Below are 16,198 nucleotides of genomic sequence, written 5' to 3'. Positions count from 1 at the left end.
TCAATTTAGATCAATTCATGCGTAGATTTTTCACTTTCGTAATACTCTTTTCATCGATTTCTTTTGCACAAGAAACGAAGAATGATTCCACACGATTAAAAGTTGGTGTTGTATTGAGTGGTGGTGGCGCAAAAGGTTATGCACATGTTGGTGCTTTAAAGAAAATAGAAGAAGCTGGAATTAAGATTGACTATGTTGGAGGAACAAGTATGGGAGCGATTATCGGCGGGTTATATGCGGCTGGTTATACTCCCGATGAACTTCAAAAAATCATGTATCAACTGGATATTTCTTCTTTGATTTCACAAAATAAAGAACGTGCAGAAATTCCTTTTTTTGAAAAAGCATACAAAGAAAAGTATATCTTAGAATTACCTTTTGATAAGTTCAAACTAACCATTCCAAATGCTTTTTCTAAAGGGCAAGGTCCATTAGATTTATTAACATATCTACTACGCCCAGTTCACAATATCGACGATTTCAATCAACTTCCCACACCATTTGTTTGCATTGGAACAAATCTCGAAACTGGTGAAGAAAAAGTGTTTCGTTCAGGATTTTTACCTCGCGTAATTTTAGCTTCTGGCGCTTATCCTACCATGTTGGATCCTGTTACAATTGACGGAAAAATTTATGTTGATGGCGGCGTTGTCAATAATTTCCCTGTCAAAGAAGTAAAAGAAATGGGTGCCGATATCATTATCGGAGTTGAGCTTGGAGATGGTTTGCAAAAGGGTGAAGACCTCAATTCAGCGATTGATATTTTGAGTCAAATTATGACGATGAGCATCGTTAAAAAAACAAATGAACAAAAGAAATTAGTCGATTTATTGATTAAACCAGAGTTAAAAGAATATGCTGTCACGAGTTTTGACGAAGTAGATTCTATTTATAATCGCGGACTTATTGCTTCAGAAAAAGTGTATGATCAACTCAAAGAAATTGCAAAAAAACAGCATGCTTCGAACAAAACTCGAAACGAAATCAAACTTGATGATTATGTTTTGGTCAAAGAAATCGAAGTTGAAGGATTGAAAAATTTCAACACAAATTATATCGAAGGTAAGCTAAGAATTCGTACTCCTGAAATTATAAAATATGATGATTTAAAAGCTGGAATTTCGAAACTATATGCTTCTGGAAACTTCAATAATATCACGTATAAAATCTCAGAAATTAACGATGAAGAAAATTTATTAACGTTAAAAGTTCAAGAAAATAAGACCAAACAATCTATCCGATTTGGATTACATTACGATGATTTATTTAAAACAGGATTACTTTTAAACTTCACTTCAAAGAATTTATTTGTCAAAAACTCGGTGCTTTCTGCTGATGTTGTGGTTGGTGATTATGCGCGATATAACATCAATTTTTTCATTGATAATGGATATCTTCCAAGTATCGGCTTCAACTCTTTTTCACATTATTTTGATAAAGAAATTGATCTAAGAAACTTCTTTGGCCAGGATAATATCTACAAAAAAGTAAATTATAACTTTAGAGAATACATCAATCAAATCTACATTCAATCGACTATCAAAGAAAAATTTGCTATTGGCGTTGGATTAGAGCATCAATACACAAAAGTTTTCACGAATAATTTTATTGCTTCTAATGAGGAATTTCCAGCAAAATCCGAAGGTTATTATTGGAAAGCGTATGGATATATCAAAGCAGATAATCGAAATAATGCAAATTTTGCGCGTAGTGGTTTAAAATTTGATGGAAGTTTCAAGTATTTATTTGATTCTAATGTAACTGGGTTTGAAAATAACTATTTGTTAGAATCAAGTTTAGAGGCAAATTTTCCGTTAAATAATTTCCTAAGTTACAGATTTACTGCTAACTTTGGAACCTTTTTCAACGATAATGTAACAATGCCTCAGAAGTTTTATATCGGAGGTTATGTTGAACAAGATTTTTTCAATTACACTAAGTTTTATGGGCTTCCTTTTGGTTCTGCGATTGGTGATAATCAATTAATGTTTGGATCCCATATTCAAGCTAGAATTTTGAAAAATCATTACACAAGTCTATTTATGAATATAGCAAATATCACAGATAGATTTGAGCAATTGAGTTTAACAGATTACAAATATCTTGGGTACGGCATTACCTATGGCTACGATAGTCCATTAGGTCCTTTAAATTTTATTTGGAGTTATTCGCCTTACACAAAAAAAGGATTATTTAATTTAAGTTTAGGTTACTGGTTTTAGAACAATGATAGAATTATTTTACGAAACAGATTTTGAGCTAAAAGATGCTCAAACTTGGATAGATTGGATCGTAGAGAGTATGAAGAATGAAAGGAAAACAATAGAAGATTTAAACTATATTTTCTGTGATGATGAATACTTACTTCAAATTAATCGACAATATTTAGAACACGATTATTACACAGATGTTATTGGTTTCGATAATTCTATTGAAGATAAATTGATGGGTGATATTTTTATTAGCGTCGAACGAATCAAAGATAATGCTGAGCAAAATAATGTTTCTTTTGAAAACGAATTAGCTCGCGTTGTTATCCATGGGATATTACATTTTGCTGGTTATATGGACAAAGAACCAGATGACAAAGAATTAATGACTGCTAAAGAAAATCAATATTTAGAAACGTTTAGTAGCTATCTAAATCAATAATGTTCCACGTGGAACATTTATTATTTTAACAAGAAAAATAAGTTTACAAATCAAATGATATTTCAATCAGAATATGATGTAATTGTAGTTGGTGGTGGTCACGCAGGTGCAGAAGCAACAGCGGCAGCAGCCAATTTAGGAGCAAAAACGCTTCTTGTTACAATGAACTTACAAACAATCGGACAAATGTCTTGTAATCCTGCTATGGGTGGAATTGCGAAAGGGCAAATTGTTCGCGAGATTGACGCTTTAGGCGGATACTCAGGTATTATTACCGACAAAACTGCGATTCAATTCAAAATGTTGAATCAATCAAAAGGTCCAGCGATGTGGTCGCCACGTGCGCAATCAGACCGTATGCGTTTTGCAGAAGAATGGCGTTTATCTTTAGAGAGAACAGAGAATGTTGACTTCTTTCAAGATATGGTAAAAAATTTAATCATCGAAAATGGTAAAGTTTGCGGAGTAATTACAGCCATGGGAATGAAAATTCGTTCTAAGTCTGTTGTACTTACAAATGGTACTTTTTTGAATGGTTTAATTCATATTGGAGAAAAACAATTTGGAGGTGGACGCATGGGAGAATCTGCTGCTTTCGGAATTACGGAACAATTAGTTGATTTAGGTTTCGAAGCTGGACGAATGAAAACAGGAACTCCTCCACGTGTAGATGGTCGTTCTATCGATTATACGAAAATGGTTGAGCAACCAGGTGATAAAAATCCTTCAAAATTCTCATATACAAATACACAAAAATTAACGAAACAACGTTCTTGTTGGATTACTTATACCAATCAAGAAGTTCATGATTTATTGCGTGAAGGCTTTGATCGTTCTCCAATGTTTAACGGAACAATTAAATCGACAGGACCAAGATATTGTCCATCTATCGAAGATAAAATTAATCGTTTTGCAGACAAAGATCGTCATCAGATTTTTGCTGAACCGGAAGGTTGGCACACGATGGAATTCTACATAAATGGATTCTCAACATCTTTGCCAGATGATATTCAAGCAAGAGCTTTACGTTCTGTTCCTGGTTTTGAAAATGCAAAAATTTTACGTCCAGGTTACGCCATCGAATACGATTATTTTCCACCAACACAGTTAAAACATACGCTAGAAACTAAGTTAATTGATAACTTATATTGCGCTGGTCAAATTAACGGAACAACAGGTTATGAAGAAGCTGCTTCTCAAGGTTTAATGGCGGGTATAAATGCTGTGTTAAAAATTCAAGGAAAAGATCCATTTATCTTAAATCGTAACGAAGCTTATATAGGAGTTTTAATCGACGATTTGATTACAAAAGGTACAGAAGAACCTTATCGTATGTTTACGTCTCGTGCAGAATATCGTATCTTATTGAGACAAGATAATGCGGATGAACGTTTGACAAGAAAAAGTTTTGAACTTGGTTTAGCTTCAGAAGATCGTTTGAGAAGAATGGAAGAAAAATTTGACAAAGCTGAAAAACTTGTTAATTATTTCGAAGAAAATTCCATCAAGCCACAAGAAATAAATGATGTAATTGAAGAGCGCGAAGGAACACCTTTGAAACAACCAAACAAAATGATTTCGGTTATTTCTCGTCCTGAGTTAAAACTTTCTGATTTTACGAAATTAGATCGTGTAAAAGAATTTATTGAAACAAATGAATACGATCAAGAAGAATTAGAACAAACAGAAATTCAGATCAAATACAAAGGTTATATTAAGAAAGAACAACAGAATGCAGATAAATTGCATCGTTTGGAAAATCTAAAAATTCCGGCTGACATCGATTATCATGTCTTTGGTTCGATGTCGATAGAAGCTCGTCAAAAATTAACAAAAATAAAACCTGCAACGGTAGCACAAGCATCAAGAATTAGTGGTGTATCACCAGCAGATATTAGTGTATTATTAATTTACATGGGAAGATAATATGGAAAATGTTCCACGTGAAACATCTCAAGAAAATCCTTCAAAAGAAGGATTTTCTGGTATTAAGAAATTAGATTTAAAAGATTATTTTTTAACAAAAGAAAAGTTCGAAATTTACGAAGATTCAGAAACTGAAGTTTTGTATACTCTCCCCCAACCTATCGAAAATTTGGGAAAGTATTACGAAAGTAAAAATTACATTTCCCATACCGATGGAAAGAAATCTATTTTCGAACGTTTTTATCAAATGGCAAAATCAATCAATCTAAATAATAAATTAGAATTGATTAATAAAATTGGCAATGGTAAAAAGATTCTAGATTATGGTTGCGGCGTTGGAGATTTTTTAGAGCATCTACAAAAAAATGGTTACGATGTTTTGGGAATGGAGCCAAATGATTCGGCAAGACGAATTGCTCAATCAAAAGTAGGAATCGAAAAAGTTACTTCTACAGAATTAGAACAGAATACAGAAAAGTATGATGTGATTACCTTGTGGCATGTTTTAGAACACATTCCTAATCTTAAAGAAATAATTACAGAACTAAAGAAACATTTAACAAAAAGTGGTATCTTAGTAATAGCTGTTCCAAACCACCAATCGTATGATGCTAAATATTATGGTGAACATTGGGCAGCTTATGATGTACCTCGTCATTTATGGCATTTCACAGAAACCAGCATGCGAAAGTTATTTAGCAACTTTGGCATGAAAATTGAATCTATCCACCCGATGAAATTAGATTCATTTTATGTGAGTCTACTATCTGAAAAATATAAAGGTAATAAGTTAGGTTTTATCAATGCGCTTAGAATTGGTTTGAAGTCTAATACTCAAGCTAAAAAAACAGGTCAATATTCGTCTTTAATCTATATTATTAAAGCTGAAAATTAAAATAAGCGTTTTTAAAGAATGATTATCTAATCAGACGTATTAGGAATCGTTTTTTTTCTAAAACTTTATTAAATCTAATTTATAAAAGCCGTTTTTTAAGATTAATAATAGATAAAATAAATAGCTATGAAAAAAAGTATTTTATTATTTGGGATATGCGCTTCAGCATTTTTAACTTCTTGTGCATCTACAACCGTTGCAAAACAAGAAATACAAACAGGTAAAGAAGTAAGAGGTGCATGGACTTTGACAAATGTAGACTACCAAGGTTTAACAACAAACGAGGTACAAGGTAATGTAAAAATTACTGATGCAGTTGCGAAAGTTTTTGACACAGCAAATCCAGAATGTTATGAAGGTTCTACTTGGAACTTGGTTCAAAACAACAAAAAAGGAACTTACACTTTCAATAATGCAGGTGGAGATTGTCCTTCAGGAACGGCTAACATTATTTGGGATTTACAACAAGATGGTTCTACAACTTATTTCATCTTCAAAGATGTTACAGGAATCAAAGCGAAACAAAATACAGCAGGATATAAAATGCGTGTAGATTATGTTGATGCAAATTCGATGAAATTGGTACAAGATATCAATGCAAACGGAAAAATTGCTCAAGTGATTTATAACTTCGTACGTTAATCAACAATTTAAAAAACTTAGAAATTATGAAAAAAATAAATACTAAAGTAGCAGCTATAGTTTTAGGAGGATCTTTTATGTTTTCTTCATGTACAGCTGTACAAAATGCTAATAACACACAAAAAGGTGCAGGAATTGGAGTTGTTGCCGGTGGAGTTTTAGGAGGGCTTATTGGTAAAGGTGCTGGAGGTGCGTTAATTGGTGCTGCTGTTGGTGGAGCTGCTGGTGGTGTTATTGGTAACAACATGGATAAACAAGCGCAAAAAATTGAGCAAGTTTTACCAGGTGCAGAAGTTGTAAGAACTGAAGAAGGAATTAATTTAATTTTAGATGAAAACTCTAAAGTTACTTTTGATTACAATAAATCTTCATTAACAAGTACTGCAAAAGCAAACTTAGATAAATTAATTGAAGTTTTTAAAGAATATCCTGATACAGATCTTTTAGTTATTGGGTATACAGATAATGTAGGTTCTCAATCTTATAATAAACCACTTTCTGAACAAAGAGCACAATCTGTAAAAGATTATTTAATTTCGAAAGGAATTGCATCTTCTCGTCTAACATCTACTGGAAAAGGTATAGAAGATCCAATTGCAGATAATAGTACTGCTGAAGGTCGTGCTAAAAATAGACGTGTAGAAGTTACTATTACAGCTAACGAAAAAATGAAAGCGGACGCTGCTAAAGAAGCTAACGGACAATAATTCATTTCAATATAAAACAAGAAAAGCGTTCAGAATCTGAACGCTTTTTTTATGTTTAATAAGTTTGAGAATTATTTAAAATTAACCACAAACCATTTATTATTGATCTTTTCTAAAGTCACTTGATACGTCTTAGATGATTGATCTTTTAAGTTCGCTTGCACTTCTACCAAAGCTACTTTTTCATCCGCATCCAAAACTTTTGCATCATTAATTGTTGCTTGCTCTAAATTCTTAATTGATTCATCAGAAGAAAATTTTTGGAAAGTATTCCATTCGCCACTTCTTGTCAACGCAAAAGCACCAGAATAATTTTTCTTTGATAAATTTGTCATAAAACGATTCGAAAGAGATTTTACCATTCCAGCTTCTTTACTTACATGTGCAGGCGTACTTTCAACCAAAAGAGAATCTACAACCTCAGCAGCACCAACTAAATTCAACGGAACTTTTATCGCTTTACGATTCGTTAAATATCGTTCAGAATTCGGAATTCGAACCAAAATATCTAATCGATCACTCTTAATTTTAGAAGCATCTAATGACGAATATTTAATATTAATTGTATTTTTTCTGTACAAATCATCCATAGAATTTGGATCAATTGTAGAACGAAATGTGTACACAATACTACCTGAATTAAACACTTCTATCGTTGCCGTTACAGCTTTATCCAACTGAATTTCCTCTCCTTGTGCATTGTAGAAAAAAGGAGAAATTGAGATTCCTGTATCATCTTGTTTTAAACTAAAATCGAAACGTTGTACATTAGAAGTCGGTTCAGCAGGCGTTTCTACAGTTTCAATTGCACCTGATTTTGGAATTCCATTCACCAAAGGAACTTGATTTCTATTCCATGTAAATTTATTTTGTAACGCGACTTTTTCAGCAATATCAAAAACCTCATCTACCGTTTTTCCATCTAACAACGTACGCACAATTCCCCAACGCGCTTCATTATCCATTGATTGACTTGTGTTGTACTCGAAAATAATCTGTAAAGCTTCCTTAAATTTATCTTGTTGCATAACAGGCAAAGCCTTCGAAATTTTGTCTACCGTTTCACTAAAAGTTTGTACAGATGTAGAATCAATTTCAATGTTATCATTTTTACAACTGATAATCATTAAAGCGAAAGAAGCAATGATGAATAAACGTTTCATATAGTTTAGATTAAGTACGTTTTGAGTTAAAGTTATATAAGCAGTAAATATACTAAATACTTGTGTTGATAATGGTATTTTTTTAACAAAAAAAAAGCAAATTCCATTTCTGAAATCTGCTCTATATATAAAACAACTAAAACTTGAAAAAAATTCTAAATATCCATAGGAACTTCGATTAACATCAAGCGAGAATCTTTTGCTACATTAAACGAAAACTCGTTTGTATCTTTAATCTCGATGACATCTCTTCGTCCTAATTTGTTTCCATCAAATTCAACTTCTCCTTCCACAACCATAAAGAAAACACCATTTCCTTCTTTTTGTACTTTGTATGTTTCTTGTTTATCTTCTGTATAATTTCCTAAAAAAATCCATGCATCTTGATGAATCCAAACTCCTTGATCATCTGCATTTGGAGAAAGAACTTGATATAATTCATTTTCTTTTGCTACTTCACGAACAGAAATTTGTTGATAACGAGGCTCAACATTCATTTTATTTGGAATAATCCAAATCTGAAAAAAATGTCCTTCTTGGTTTTCATAAGCATTCATTTCACTATGAAAAACTCCCGTACCAGCGCTCATTACTTGTACATCCCCAGACTCAATTACAGAACCAGTTCCCATTGAATCTTCGTGAGAAATTCCTCCTTTTGTAGGAATTGTAATAATCTCCATATTATCATGAGGATGTTTTCCAAATCCCATTCCTCCGGTAATTATATCATCATTTACGACACGCAAAGCTCCAAAATGAATACGAGCTGGATCGTAATAATTTGCAAAACTGTAAGAATGTTTAGAGTCTAACCATCCGTGATTTCCTCCACCTCTTGATTCTGATTTAAATATTTGGTAATTCATAGTAATTTATTTTTATACAAATTTAGGGTGCAAAAAAAACTTATCTATTGACATGTGATAAGTTATCAATTAACACACCTAGAAGATGAATAAAACTTTTTTTAAATTATTAACAAAATGTTAAAAATAATTTATATTTTAGCATTCAGTTAACACATGAGACATATATATGCTATCAATTTCAGGCGAATCAACATTTAATGTTATACTTTGGATTCTACTCCAAATCGTTCTTGTTATTATAGTAGCAGTTATTTTGTATAAAGTTTACAAAAAACTTACAAAATGAAAAAAGGTTCCGAAGTTTCGGAACCTTTTTAGTTTATATCAATTAATCATTTTACTGATTATTCTTCCAATCAATTATTTTATCACGGATAAATTCTGCTAATTTCACTTTACTTTGATGTGTCCAACCAGCAATATGTGGTGCCAAGACAACATTATCCGCTTGAATTAAATACTGAAATTCTTCTGGTAATTCAGATGCAACTAATTTCTCGAAACTCGATTTTTCAAATTCTAAAACATCTAAAGCAGCGCCTAAAATTTTTCCTGTTTTCATTGCTTCGACCAAATCTTTTGTTACAACAGATTTTCCACGAGCTGTATTCACAAAATAAAATGGTTTTTTGAAGTTAGAAATAAATTCTGCATTAATCATTTGCATCGTTTCCGGCGTTTGTGGCGTATGTAAACTTACAACATCAGCTTGCTCAAAAAATTCTTCTAACGAAACTTGTTTCGCAAATTCATTTCCTTTGTTTGGCAAAATATCATAGCAAATCACATTGACTTCAAAGCCTTGTAAGCGTCTCGCAAAAGCATTTCCCATGTTTCCGTAACCAATAATTCCAACCGTTTTTCCTTTCAATTCATCTCCACGATTTTCTTCGCGTTTCCAAATTCCATTACGAACTTCGTTATCAGCTCTACGCAAATGATGCATCAACATCAACAACATACCAATCGCATGTTCACCAACAGAATCACGGTTTCCTTCGGGTGAATTAAATAAAACAATGTTATTTTCTGCTGCAAACTCTTCGTCAATATTCTCCAAGCCTGCCCCTACTCTACCAATAAACTTTAAATTCGTTGCTTTTGCCAAAAAATCTTTATCAATTGGAAATCTACTCCTTACAATCATTCCATCATATTCATTGATCTTTTGTTCGATGATTTCTTTGGGCGAAGTATAATCTTCATCAACAATAAAACCCGCTTCGCGAAGTCCATTATTCAGACATTCATGATTAGAATCGATTGCTAAAATTTTATAAGGCGTATTCATTGCAAAAATTTTAATCAAAGTTACAACGAATGCAAGTATTATTATAAAATTGAAGATAAAATTGGTTACAAACAAATCGTTTATAACTACGTTAATAATATTTTAATTTATTGAAAATGTATAATTTATATTGCTAATTAAATAATAATTGAAGTTTAAAAAATGATTTTTAAAGCATTTGGTAATACCTTAACTTTTACTTGAAGTGAATCGGTATTATGAATCTCTCCATCAAGCTGATACGTAATCGGATTATGATCTAAACTTTCAATCTTAAATTTCTTAACTTTTCGATACTTTGCTTTGTTCAAAAAATCAATCTTTTTGGCTAAAACCAATACCGAAAAATAAAACTGCTCGAAAACATCTAAATCTTCTATCATCAATAAATCCAATTCACCATCAGACAAATCAGCTTTGGGTGTAAAAGAGATCCCATAACCAGCAATGTTAGAATTAGAACAGAAAAGATAATAAAAACTCTTCTCGATAATTACATCATCTATATAAAGACGAAACAATTTAGATTGATAATTCAACAAGGTTTTCACAGAAGCATCAACATATCCAGTAATCGTACGCTTTTGATTTTCTTCATACGTTTTGATGACTTCTGCATCAATCCCAAAACCTAAATTGCTAAAAAAATACTTGTCCTCTACTCTACCAACATCAATTTTGTGAATAGCATTTGATTTGATAATTTCAATCGCTTTGTTAGCATCTTTCGGAATATTAAGATTTGTTGCCAAACCATTTCCAGATCCAGCAGGAATTATTCCCAACGGAATATTTTTTTTCACCAAAGCACTCGCCACTTCATTGATTGTCCCATCACCACCACATGCTACAATAACATCCGAATTTTCTGCAATCGCCTCCTTCACCAATTCTTTTGCATGAAATTGATAAGCAGTTTCTTTCAAAACGATTTCGTCTGAAGAATCAAATTTAGATTGTAAAAAATCGAGCGAAATATCGTGTTTTGCGTTTCCAGAATTTGGATTAACAATGAAAGTGTACTTCATTTTTTGGGAATTGAAATTTATCAAAACACAAAAATAAGAAATCTAAAAGAATCAAGCTATTTAACGTCTTTTTTTGAGGAAAAACTATCAAAAACTTTCTAACTTTGTAGTATGAAAATTAAAGAAATTCAAAACGAAATAGTAGACGAATTCTCATTTTTTGATGATTGGGAACAACGCTACGAATATTTGATCGAGTTAGGAAAAAGCTTAAATAATTTACCAGAAGAAGCAAAAACAGATGATAAAATCATAAAAGGTTGTCAATCTTCTGTTTGGTTAGATGCAGAATTGGATGGTAATACAATCGAATTTAAAGCTGATTCTAATGCTATTTTACCAAAAGGAATTGCCGCACTATTGGTGAGAATGTATAATCATCAAACGCCAAAAGATATTTTAGAATCGGATACAGATTTTATCAACGAAATTGGTTTATCAGAATTTTTATCACCAACTCGTGCAAATGGATTATTAGCGATGATAAAACAATTCAAATTTTATGCGATTGCATTTCAATCAAAACAAAATAATAGTTAGACACATCATCTAATCAACCTTATAAAATAATGAACGACTTTTTAGGCCAAGCATTTATTTTTCTATTTTCCGCTGTAATCTGCGTTCCTATTTCCAAAAAATTAGGAATGGGTTCGGTTTTGGGATATTTAATTGCCGGAGTTTTAATTGGACCTTATCTGCTGAAATTTGTTGGCAATGACGGTACAGACATTATGCACGCCACAGAATTTGGTGTAGTTATGATGCTTTTTTTGGTCGGATTAGAACTTGATCCAAAGGAATTCTGGAAGATGAAAAATAAAATCATCAACCTTGGTGGAATGCAAGTTTTGGGAACAATAATTATTGCAACTTTAGTCGGAATATTTGCCTTGAAAATGGATTTTTCTTTGGCTCTTTCTATAGCTTTTGCAATAACCATGTCTTCAACAGCCATTATTATGCAAACGCTTAGCGAAAAAGGATTGACCAAAACAAACATAGGTAAATCAACTTTTTCAGTTTTGTTGTTTCAAGATATTATGGTAATTCCAATCTTAGCAATTATTCCACTTTTAGTTGGAGATTCCTTGATTCAGTCCATTGGAGATGATTCTAAAAGTTTGTTAGTTGGTGGACCAGCGTTCATGAAAACCTTGGTTATTCTTGGTGCAATTACATTTATTTATGTGATTGCAAAATACATTATTACACCTTATTTCAAGTATGTTGGACAATTACAAGTTCGAGAAATTTACACCGCTTCTGCCCTACTTTTAGTCATTGGAGTTTCAATTTTGATGCAAAAAGTTGGAATTTCTCCTGCCTTGGGAGCATTTATTGCTGGTGTTGTTTTGGCGAATAACGAATATAAACATCAATTAGAAAGTGACATTGAGCCATTCAAATCATTATTATTAGGAATCTTTTTTATTGCTGTTGGATCAACGATTAACTTCAAATTAATTGCAGATAAACCTTTTATGATTCTTGGATTAACATTTGGAATAATGTTAATAAAATCATTGGTTTTATGGTTTATTGGAATCAAACATAAATTTGATTTTGATCAAAAATGGTTGTTCATTTTGCTTTTATCACAAGTCGGAGAATTTGCTTTCGTTATCTTATCATTGACTCGAAATTTAGATATTCTAAATAAAGAATGGTACGATTTGATGTTAGCTACAACTGCGATAACAATGGTAATAACACCATTACTTTTAGTCTTAAATGAAAAATTAATTCTAAAATATTTTGGTGTAAAAACAAAAGTAAAAACAATCATTGAAAACGATAAAATAAATCCACATTCAGCAGAAGGTGAAATAATTATTGCTGGTTTTGGTGATTTTGGAAACACAATTAGTCGTGTCTTGAAAAGCACTGGAATAAAATCGATTGTTTTGGATAATGATAGTGAGCGTGTAGAGAAAATGCGCAAGCAGGGTTTTAATGTTTTTTATGGCGATGCAACAAATGTTAACTTACTAAAATCGGCTGGTGCTGAACATGCAAAATATTTTGTAGCTGCTTTGGATCCGCCAGAAATTAATCAAAAATTAGTTTATATTGTTCGTAAAAACTTTCCGAATTTAGAAATTATTGTTCGTGCAAAAAATCGTAGTTATGCGTATAATTATTTGAAAGATGGTATAGACGAAGTTTATCGAGAAAACTTTTTCTCATCTGTTTACGTTGGTAGACAAATCCTTATAAAATATGGTTTTTCACCTGAAGAAGCGTCTAAAATTGGAGAAATTTTCATAAAAAGTGACCGAAAATCGTTGCGTAAAATTGCAAAACATGCCGAAAATTCTGATCAATATTTTGAAGCATCTAAGCAAGAATTTGAAAAGCAAATGAAAATGGTTGCAAAAGAAATTAACAATAGGAATAATGGAGAAAACGAATCATAAAAAACTATTAGTTTTACGTTTTTCTGCTTTGGGGGATGTTACAATGATTGCTCCTGTTTTACAAGAGTTTATTGAACAAAATCCTAACATCGAAGTTTATGTTGCTTCGCGCCCTTTTATGGGAAATATTTTCAAGCAATTTCCTCAAATCAAATTTATTTCGGTTGATTTGAACAAAGACTACAAAAGCTTTTTTAGCTTGTTCAAATTATACAAAGAATTAAAACAATATAATTTTGATTATGTAGCTGATTTTCACAACGTAATCCGATCAAAAGTCATTACAACTCTATTCAAACTTAACGGAACAGAAACGGCTACTTTAGATAAAGGTCGTGAGGAGAAAAAAGCTTTAGTCAATCAAAAAAATCGCGTTTTTAAGCAATTAAAATTAACAACTGAGCGCTATGCTGATGTTTTGCGTCAATTTAGTTTTAACGTCAATTTAAAGCATAAAATCGAACCAAAATCGATTAAAGAATCTAAATCAATTGGAATTGCGCCTTTTGCAGCCTTTACAAGTAAAATGTATCCCATCGAAAAGATGAAAATCGTTGCGAAGAAATTAGCTGAAAATGGGTACAAAATTTATTTATTTGGCGGTGGAAAAATTGAAATTGATGAATTAAAAACGTGGGAAAGTTTTAATCCTAACATCAAATCTTTAGCTGGAACAATCTCTTTTGAAGAAGAATTACAAGCAATTGCTAAATTAGAAGTAATGATTTCTATGGATAGCGCAAACATGCATTTAGCTTCGTTGATGGGAACACGCACAATTTCTATTTGGGGTGGAACGCATCCATTTGCTGGATTTTTAGGTTATGGTCAATCTATGAATGATGTGATACAAGACGAAACGATGAAAATTCGTCCAACTTCTATCTTTGGAAAAGATCCAAAAAAGTTTCAAAATTATGATTATTTTCAAAATTTGAGTGCCGAAGATATTTATGAACAAATCGTCGATAAATTAGAAAAATAATACTTTTAAAAGCATCATATCGATGCTTTTCCTATTTTTATAAGAAATTATAATCACATGAAGTATACATTTCTTATTCTTGCCTTATTCTCAAATTTTTTATTTGCTCAAGAACCGAAAGTTATTTTGGTTACGCTGGATGGTGTTCGTTGGAAAGAAGTTTTCCGAGGAGTTGAAAAATCAATTTTAAATGATAAAAAATACAACTCACTTATTGTTCAAACTAATGAAAAATATTGGACAGAAGATTCTATAAAACGTCGCGAATTATTGATGCCATTTACGTGGAAAACGATTAAAGACAAAGGAGTTATTTTAGGAAATCGTGATGAACAAAACTTTGTTAATTTGACCAACAAAAGATTATGGTCTTATCCTGGATACAACGAAATTATTACAGGAAAAGCTGATGATGAGCGAATTAAAAATAACAAAGATATTCCGAATCCTAATGTTTCAGTTTTTGAAATTGCAAATCAACAAAAGAATTTAAACAATAAGGTAATGGCTTTTGGAAGCTGGAGAATGTATACAAATATTTTCAATCAAGAACGTTCTAAATTGTTTGTAAATGCTGGATATCAAGATAGTTTTAATCAAAACAAATCTGAACGAGAATTGCTTATCGAACGTTTTCAATTAGAAACACCAAAACAATGGTGGGCAACTAGATTTGATATTTTTACGCACGAATTTGCGTTAGAAGCGATGAAAAATCAAAAGCCAAAATTACTTTTTATTGGTTATGGAGAAGCTGATGATTACGGACATGATGAAGATTACGATCAATATATTACTTCAATAAATCGCAATGATAGAATGATTGAGGAATTATGGAATTATGTACAAAGCGATCCATTCTATAAAGATCAAACAACTATTATTGTAACAACTGATCACGGACGTGGAAATGGAAGACAATGGCCAGAACATTATGATGAAATTCCTGGATCAGACGAAGGTTTTATTTTGATGATTGGAAATGGGATTAATCCTAAAAAATTCAAACAGAAACAAACTTATCTCAATCAAATTGCCTCTACAATTGCTGATTTGATGAAAGTAAAAACATGGAATTATAAGGATTCTGGGAAGTCGTTATTGAAGTAAGATTTGTCTGCTTTGGATATGCAGTTTAAAACGATAAAATATGCCTTTCAGAGCATTCCTAACTGTAAAATTATTTATTCAAAACTTCACTCTCACAATATCAATAATTTAACCTAAAAAAATATGAACAATCTTTATACAAAATCGGGAGGTCTTATAATAGGCTCTATTAGAATGTCAAGTTTACTTGCTCAAATAAATATTTATGAAGATAAGTTAATAATAAATTATTTGTTTTTCTTTAAAATAATCCTTTTAAAAAAAGATATTATAGATATAATTCCATCTAACGATTTTTTTGAAAAAGGAATTAAAATTCTTCATAAAAATCCTAAATATGATTCAAAAATAATTTTCAGAGTTTCTAATCCTGATAAATTGATAGAAGAAATAAAAAAAACAGGTTTTATGAATTGTAATTAATGCTAAAATACATATTTTATTACATCATTATCAACCTTATTTTGTACTTAATTATTTATTTTATTTTTCATGATATCAATAATC

15 protein-coding genes are annotated in these 16,198 nt (G+C 31.5%); 11 read left to right on the top strand and 4 right to left on the bottom strand.

Features of this window, described 5'->3' with window-relative positions; genetic code table 11:
- The first annotated feature begins 17 nt into the window (after positions 1-17).
- From G0Q09_RS04425 to G0Q09_RS04400, 6 genes are all read left to right on the top strand, one after another.
- Positions 18-2,222, top strand: a complete 2,205-nt coding sequence (locus G0Q09_RS04425; RefSeq protein ID WP_219034097.1) for a patatin-like phospholipase family protein — start codon at positions 18-20, stop codon at positions 2,220-2,222.
- Positions 2,223-2,226: 4 nt separating this feature from the next.
- Positions 2,227-2,652: an rRNA maturation RNase YbeY gene (gene ybeY, locus G0Q09_RS04420; RefSeq protein WP_219034096.1), complete on the top strand. Its 426-nt coding sequence runs from the start codon at positions 2,227-2,229 to the stop codon at positions 2,650-2,652.
- A 54-nt stretch (positions 2,653-2,706) separates the two neighbouring features.
- On the top strand, positions 2,707-4,578 hold the full coding sequence (gene mnmG, locus G0Q09_RS04415; protein ID WP_219034095.1) for a tRNA uridine-5-carboxymethylaminomethyl(34) synthesis enzyme MnmG: 1,872 nt from the start codon (positions 2,707-2,709) through the stop codon (positions 4,576-4,578).
- Between the two features lies 1 nt (position 4,579).
- The gene (locus tag G0Q09_RS04410; RefSeq protein ID WP_125349119.1) at positions 4,580-5,473 is read left to right on the top strand and encodes a class I SAM-dependent methyltransferase; all 894 of its coding nucleotides are present in this window, start codon (positions 4,580-4,582) and stop codon (positions 5,471-5,473) included.
- A 126-nt stretch (positions 5,474-5,599) separates the two neighbouring features.
- A complete protein-coding gene (locus tag G0Q09_RS04405) occupies positions 5,600-6,115 on the top strand; it encodes a lipocalin family protein (RefSeq protein ID WP_038336217.1) in 516 nt (171 codons plus the stop codon).
- A gap of 26 nt (positions 6,116-6,141) precedes the next feature.
- Positions 6,142-6,822, top strand: coding sequence for a YiaD family glycine zipper/OmpA-like lipoprotein (locus G0Q09_RS04400; RefSeq protein WP_125349117.1), 681 nt, complete (start codon positions 6,142-6,144; stop codon positions 6,820-6,822).
- Positions 6,823-6,893: 71 nt separating this feature from the next.
- On the opposite strand, the gene G0Q09_RS04395 is transcribed toward G0Q09_RS04400, so the two are convergent.
- The 4 genes from G0Q09_RS04395 to G0Q09_RS04380 all read right to left on the bottom strand — a co-directional run bounded on the left by G0Q09_RS04395 (position 6,894) and on the right by G0Q09_RS04380 (position 11,176).
- Complete coding sequence (locus G0Q09_RS04395) at positions 6,894-7,985, bottom strand: hypothetical protein (RefSeq protein WP_219034094.1); 1,092 nt, start codon at positions 7,983-7,985, stop codon at positions 6,894-6,896.
- Positions 7,986-8,140: 155 nt separating this feature from the next.
- Positions 8,141-8,854 carry a pirin family protein gene (locus tag G0Q09_RS04390; RefSeq protein WP_114998600.1) on the bottom strand — a complete coding sequence of 238 codons (714 nt, stop codon included), beginning with the start codon at positions 8,852-8,854 and terminating at the stop codon, positions 8,141-8,143.
- A gap of 340 nt (positions 8,855-9,194) precedes the next feature.
- Complete coding sequence (locus G0Q09_RS04385; RefSeq protein WP_219034093.1) at positions 9,195-10,148, bottom strand: 2-hydroxyacid dehydrogenase; 954 nt, start codon at positions 10,146-10,148, stop codon at positions 9,195-9,197.
- A 155-nt stretch (positions 10,149-10,303) separates the two neighbouring features.
- Positions 10,304-11,176 (bottom strand): diacylglycerol/lipid kinase family protein, encoded by an 873-nt coding sequence (locus tag G0Q09_RS04380; protein ID WP_219034092.1) that lies wholly within the window; start codon positions 11,174-11,176, stop codon positions 10,304-10,306.
- A 111-nt stretch (positions 11,177-11,287) separates the two neighbouring features.
- Here G0Q09_RS04380 and G0Q09_RS04375 point away from each other — a divergent pair, with 111 nt between their 5' ends.
- The 5 genes from G0Q09_RS04375 to G0Q09_RS04355 all read left to right on the top strand — a co-directional run bounded on the left by G0Q09_RS04375 (position 11,288) and on the right by G0Q09_RS04355 (position 16,114).
- Positions 11,288-11,716 carry a SufE family protein gene (locus G0Q09_RS04375; RefSeq protein WP_219034091.1) on the top strand — a complete coding sequence of 143 codons (429 nt, stop codon included), beginning with the start codon at positions 11,288-11,290 and terminating at the stop codon, positions 11,714-11,716.
- 29 nt (positions 11,717-11,745) lie between these two features.
- Positions 11,746-13,596: a monovalent cation:proton antiporter-2 (CPA2) family protein gene (locus G0Q09_RS04370; protein ID WP_219034090.1), complete on the top strand. Its 1,851-nt coding sequence runs from the start codon at positions 11,746-11,748 to the stop codon at positions 13,594-13,596.
- Positions 13,550-14,581 (top strand): glycosyltransferase family 9 protein, encoded by a 1,032-nt coding sequence (locus G0Q09_RS04365; RefSeq protein WP_257468057.1) that lies wholly within the window; start codon positions 13,550-13,552, stop codon positions 14,579-14,581. The genes G0Q09_RS04370 and G0Q09_RS04365 overlap by 47 nt, the downstream gene beginning before the upstream one ends.
- Positions 14,582-14,638: 57 nt before the next feature.
- Positions 14,639-15,691, top strand: a complete 1,053-nt coding sequence (locus tag G0Q09_RS04360; protein WP_219034089.1) for an alkaline phosphatase family protein — start codon at positions 14,639-14,641, stop codon at positions 15,689-15,691.
- A gap of 123 nt (positions 15,692-15,814) precedes the next feature.
- The gene (locus G0Q09_RS04355; protein WP_219034088.1) at positions 15,815-16,114 is read left to right on the top strand and encodes a hypothetical protein; all 300 of its coding nucleotides are present in this window, start codon (positions 15,815-15,817) and stop codon (positions 16,112-16,114) included.
- The last annotated feature ends 84 nt before the right edge of the window (positions 16,115-16,198 follow it).

Source organism: Empedobacter falsenii (assembly GCF_019308355.1).
Taxonomy (GTDB): domain Bacteria; phylum Bacteroidota; class Bacteroidia; order Flavobacteriales; family Weeksellaceae; genus Empedobacter; species Empedobacter falsenii_B.
The sequence above is the reverse complement of the archived record's forward strand: the minus strand, read 5'-3'. Positions and strand labels throughout refer to the sequence as shown.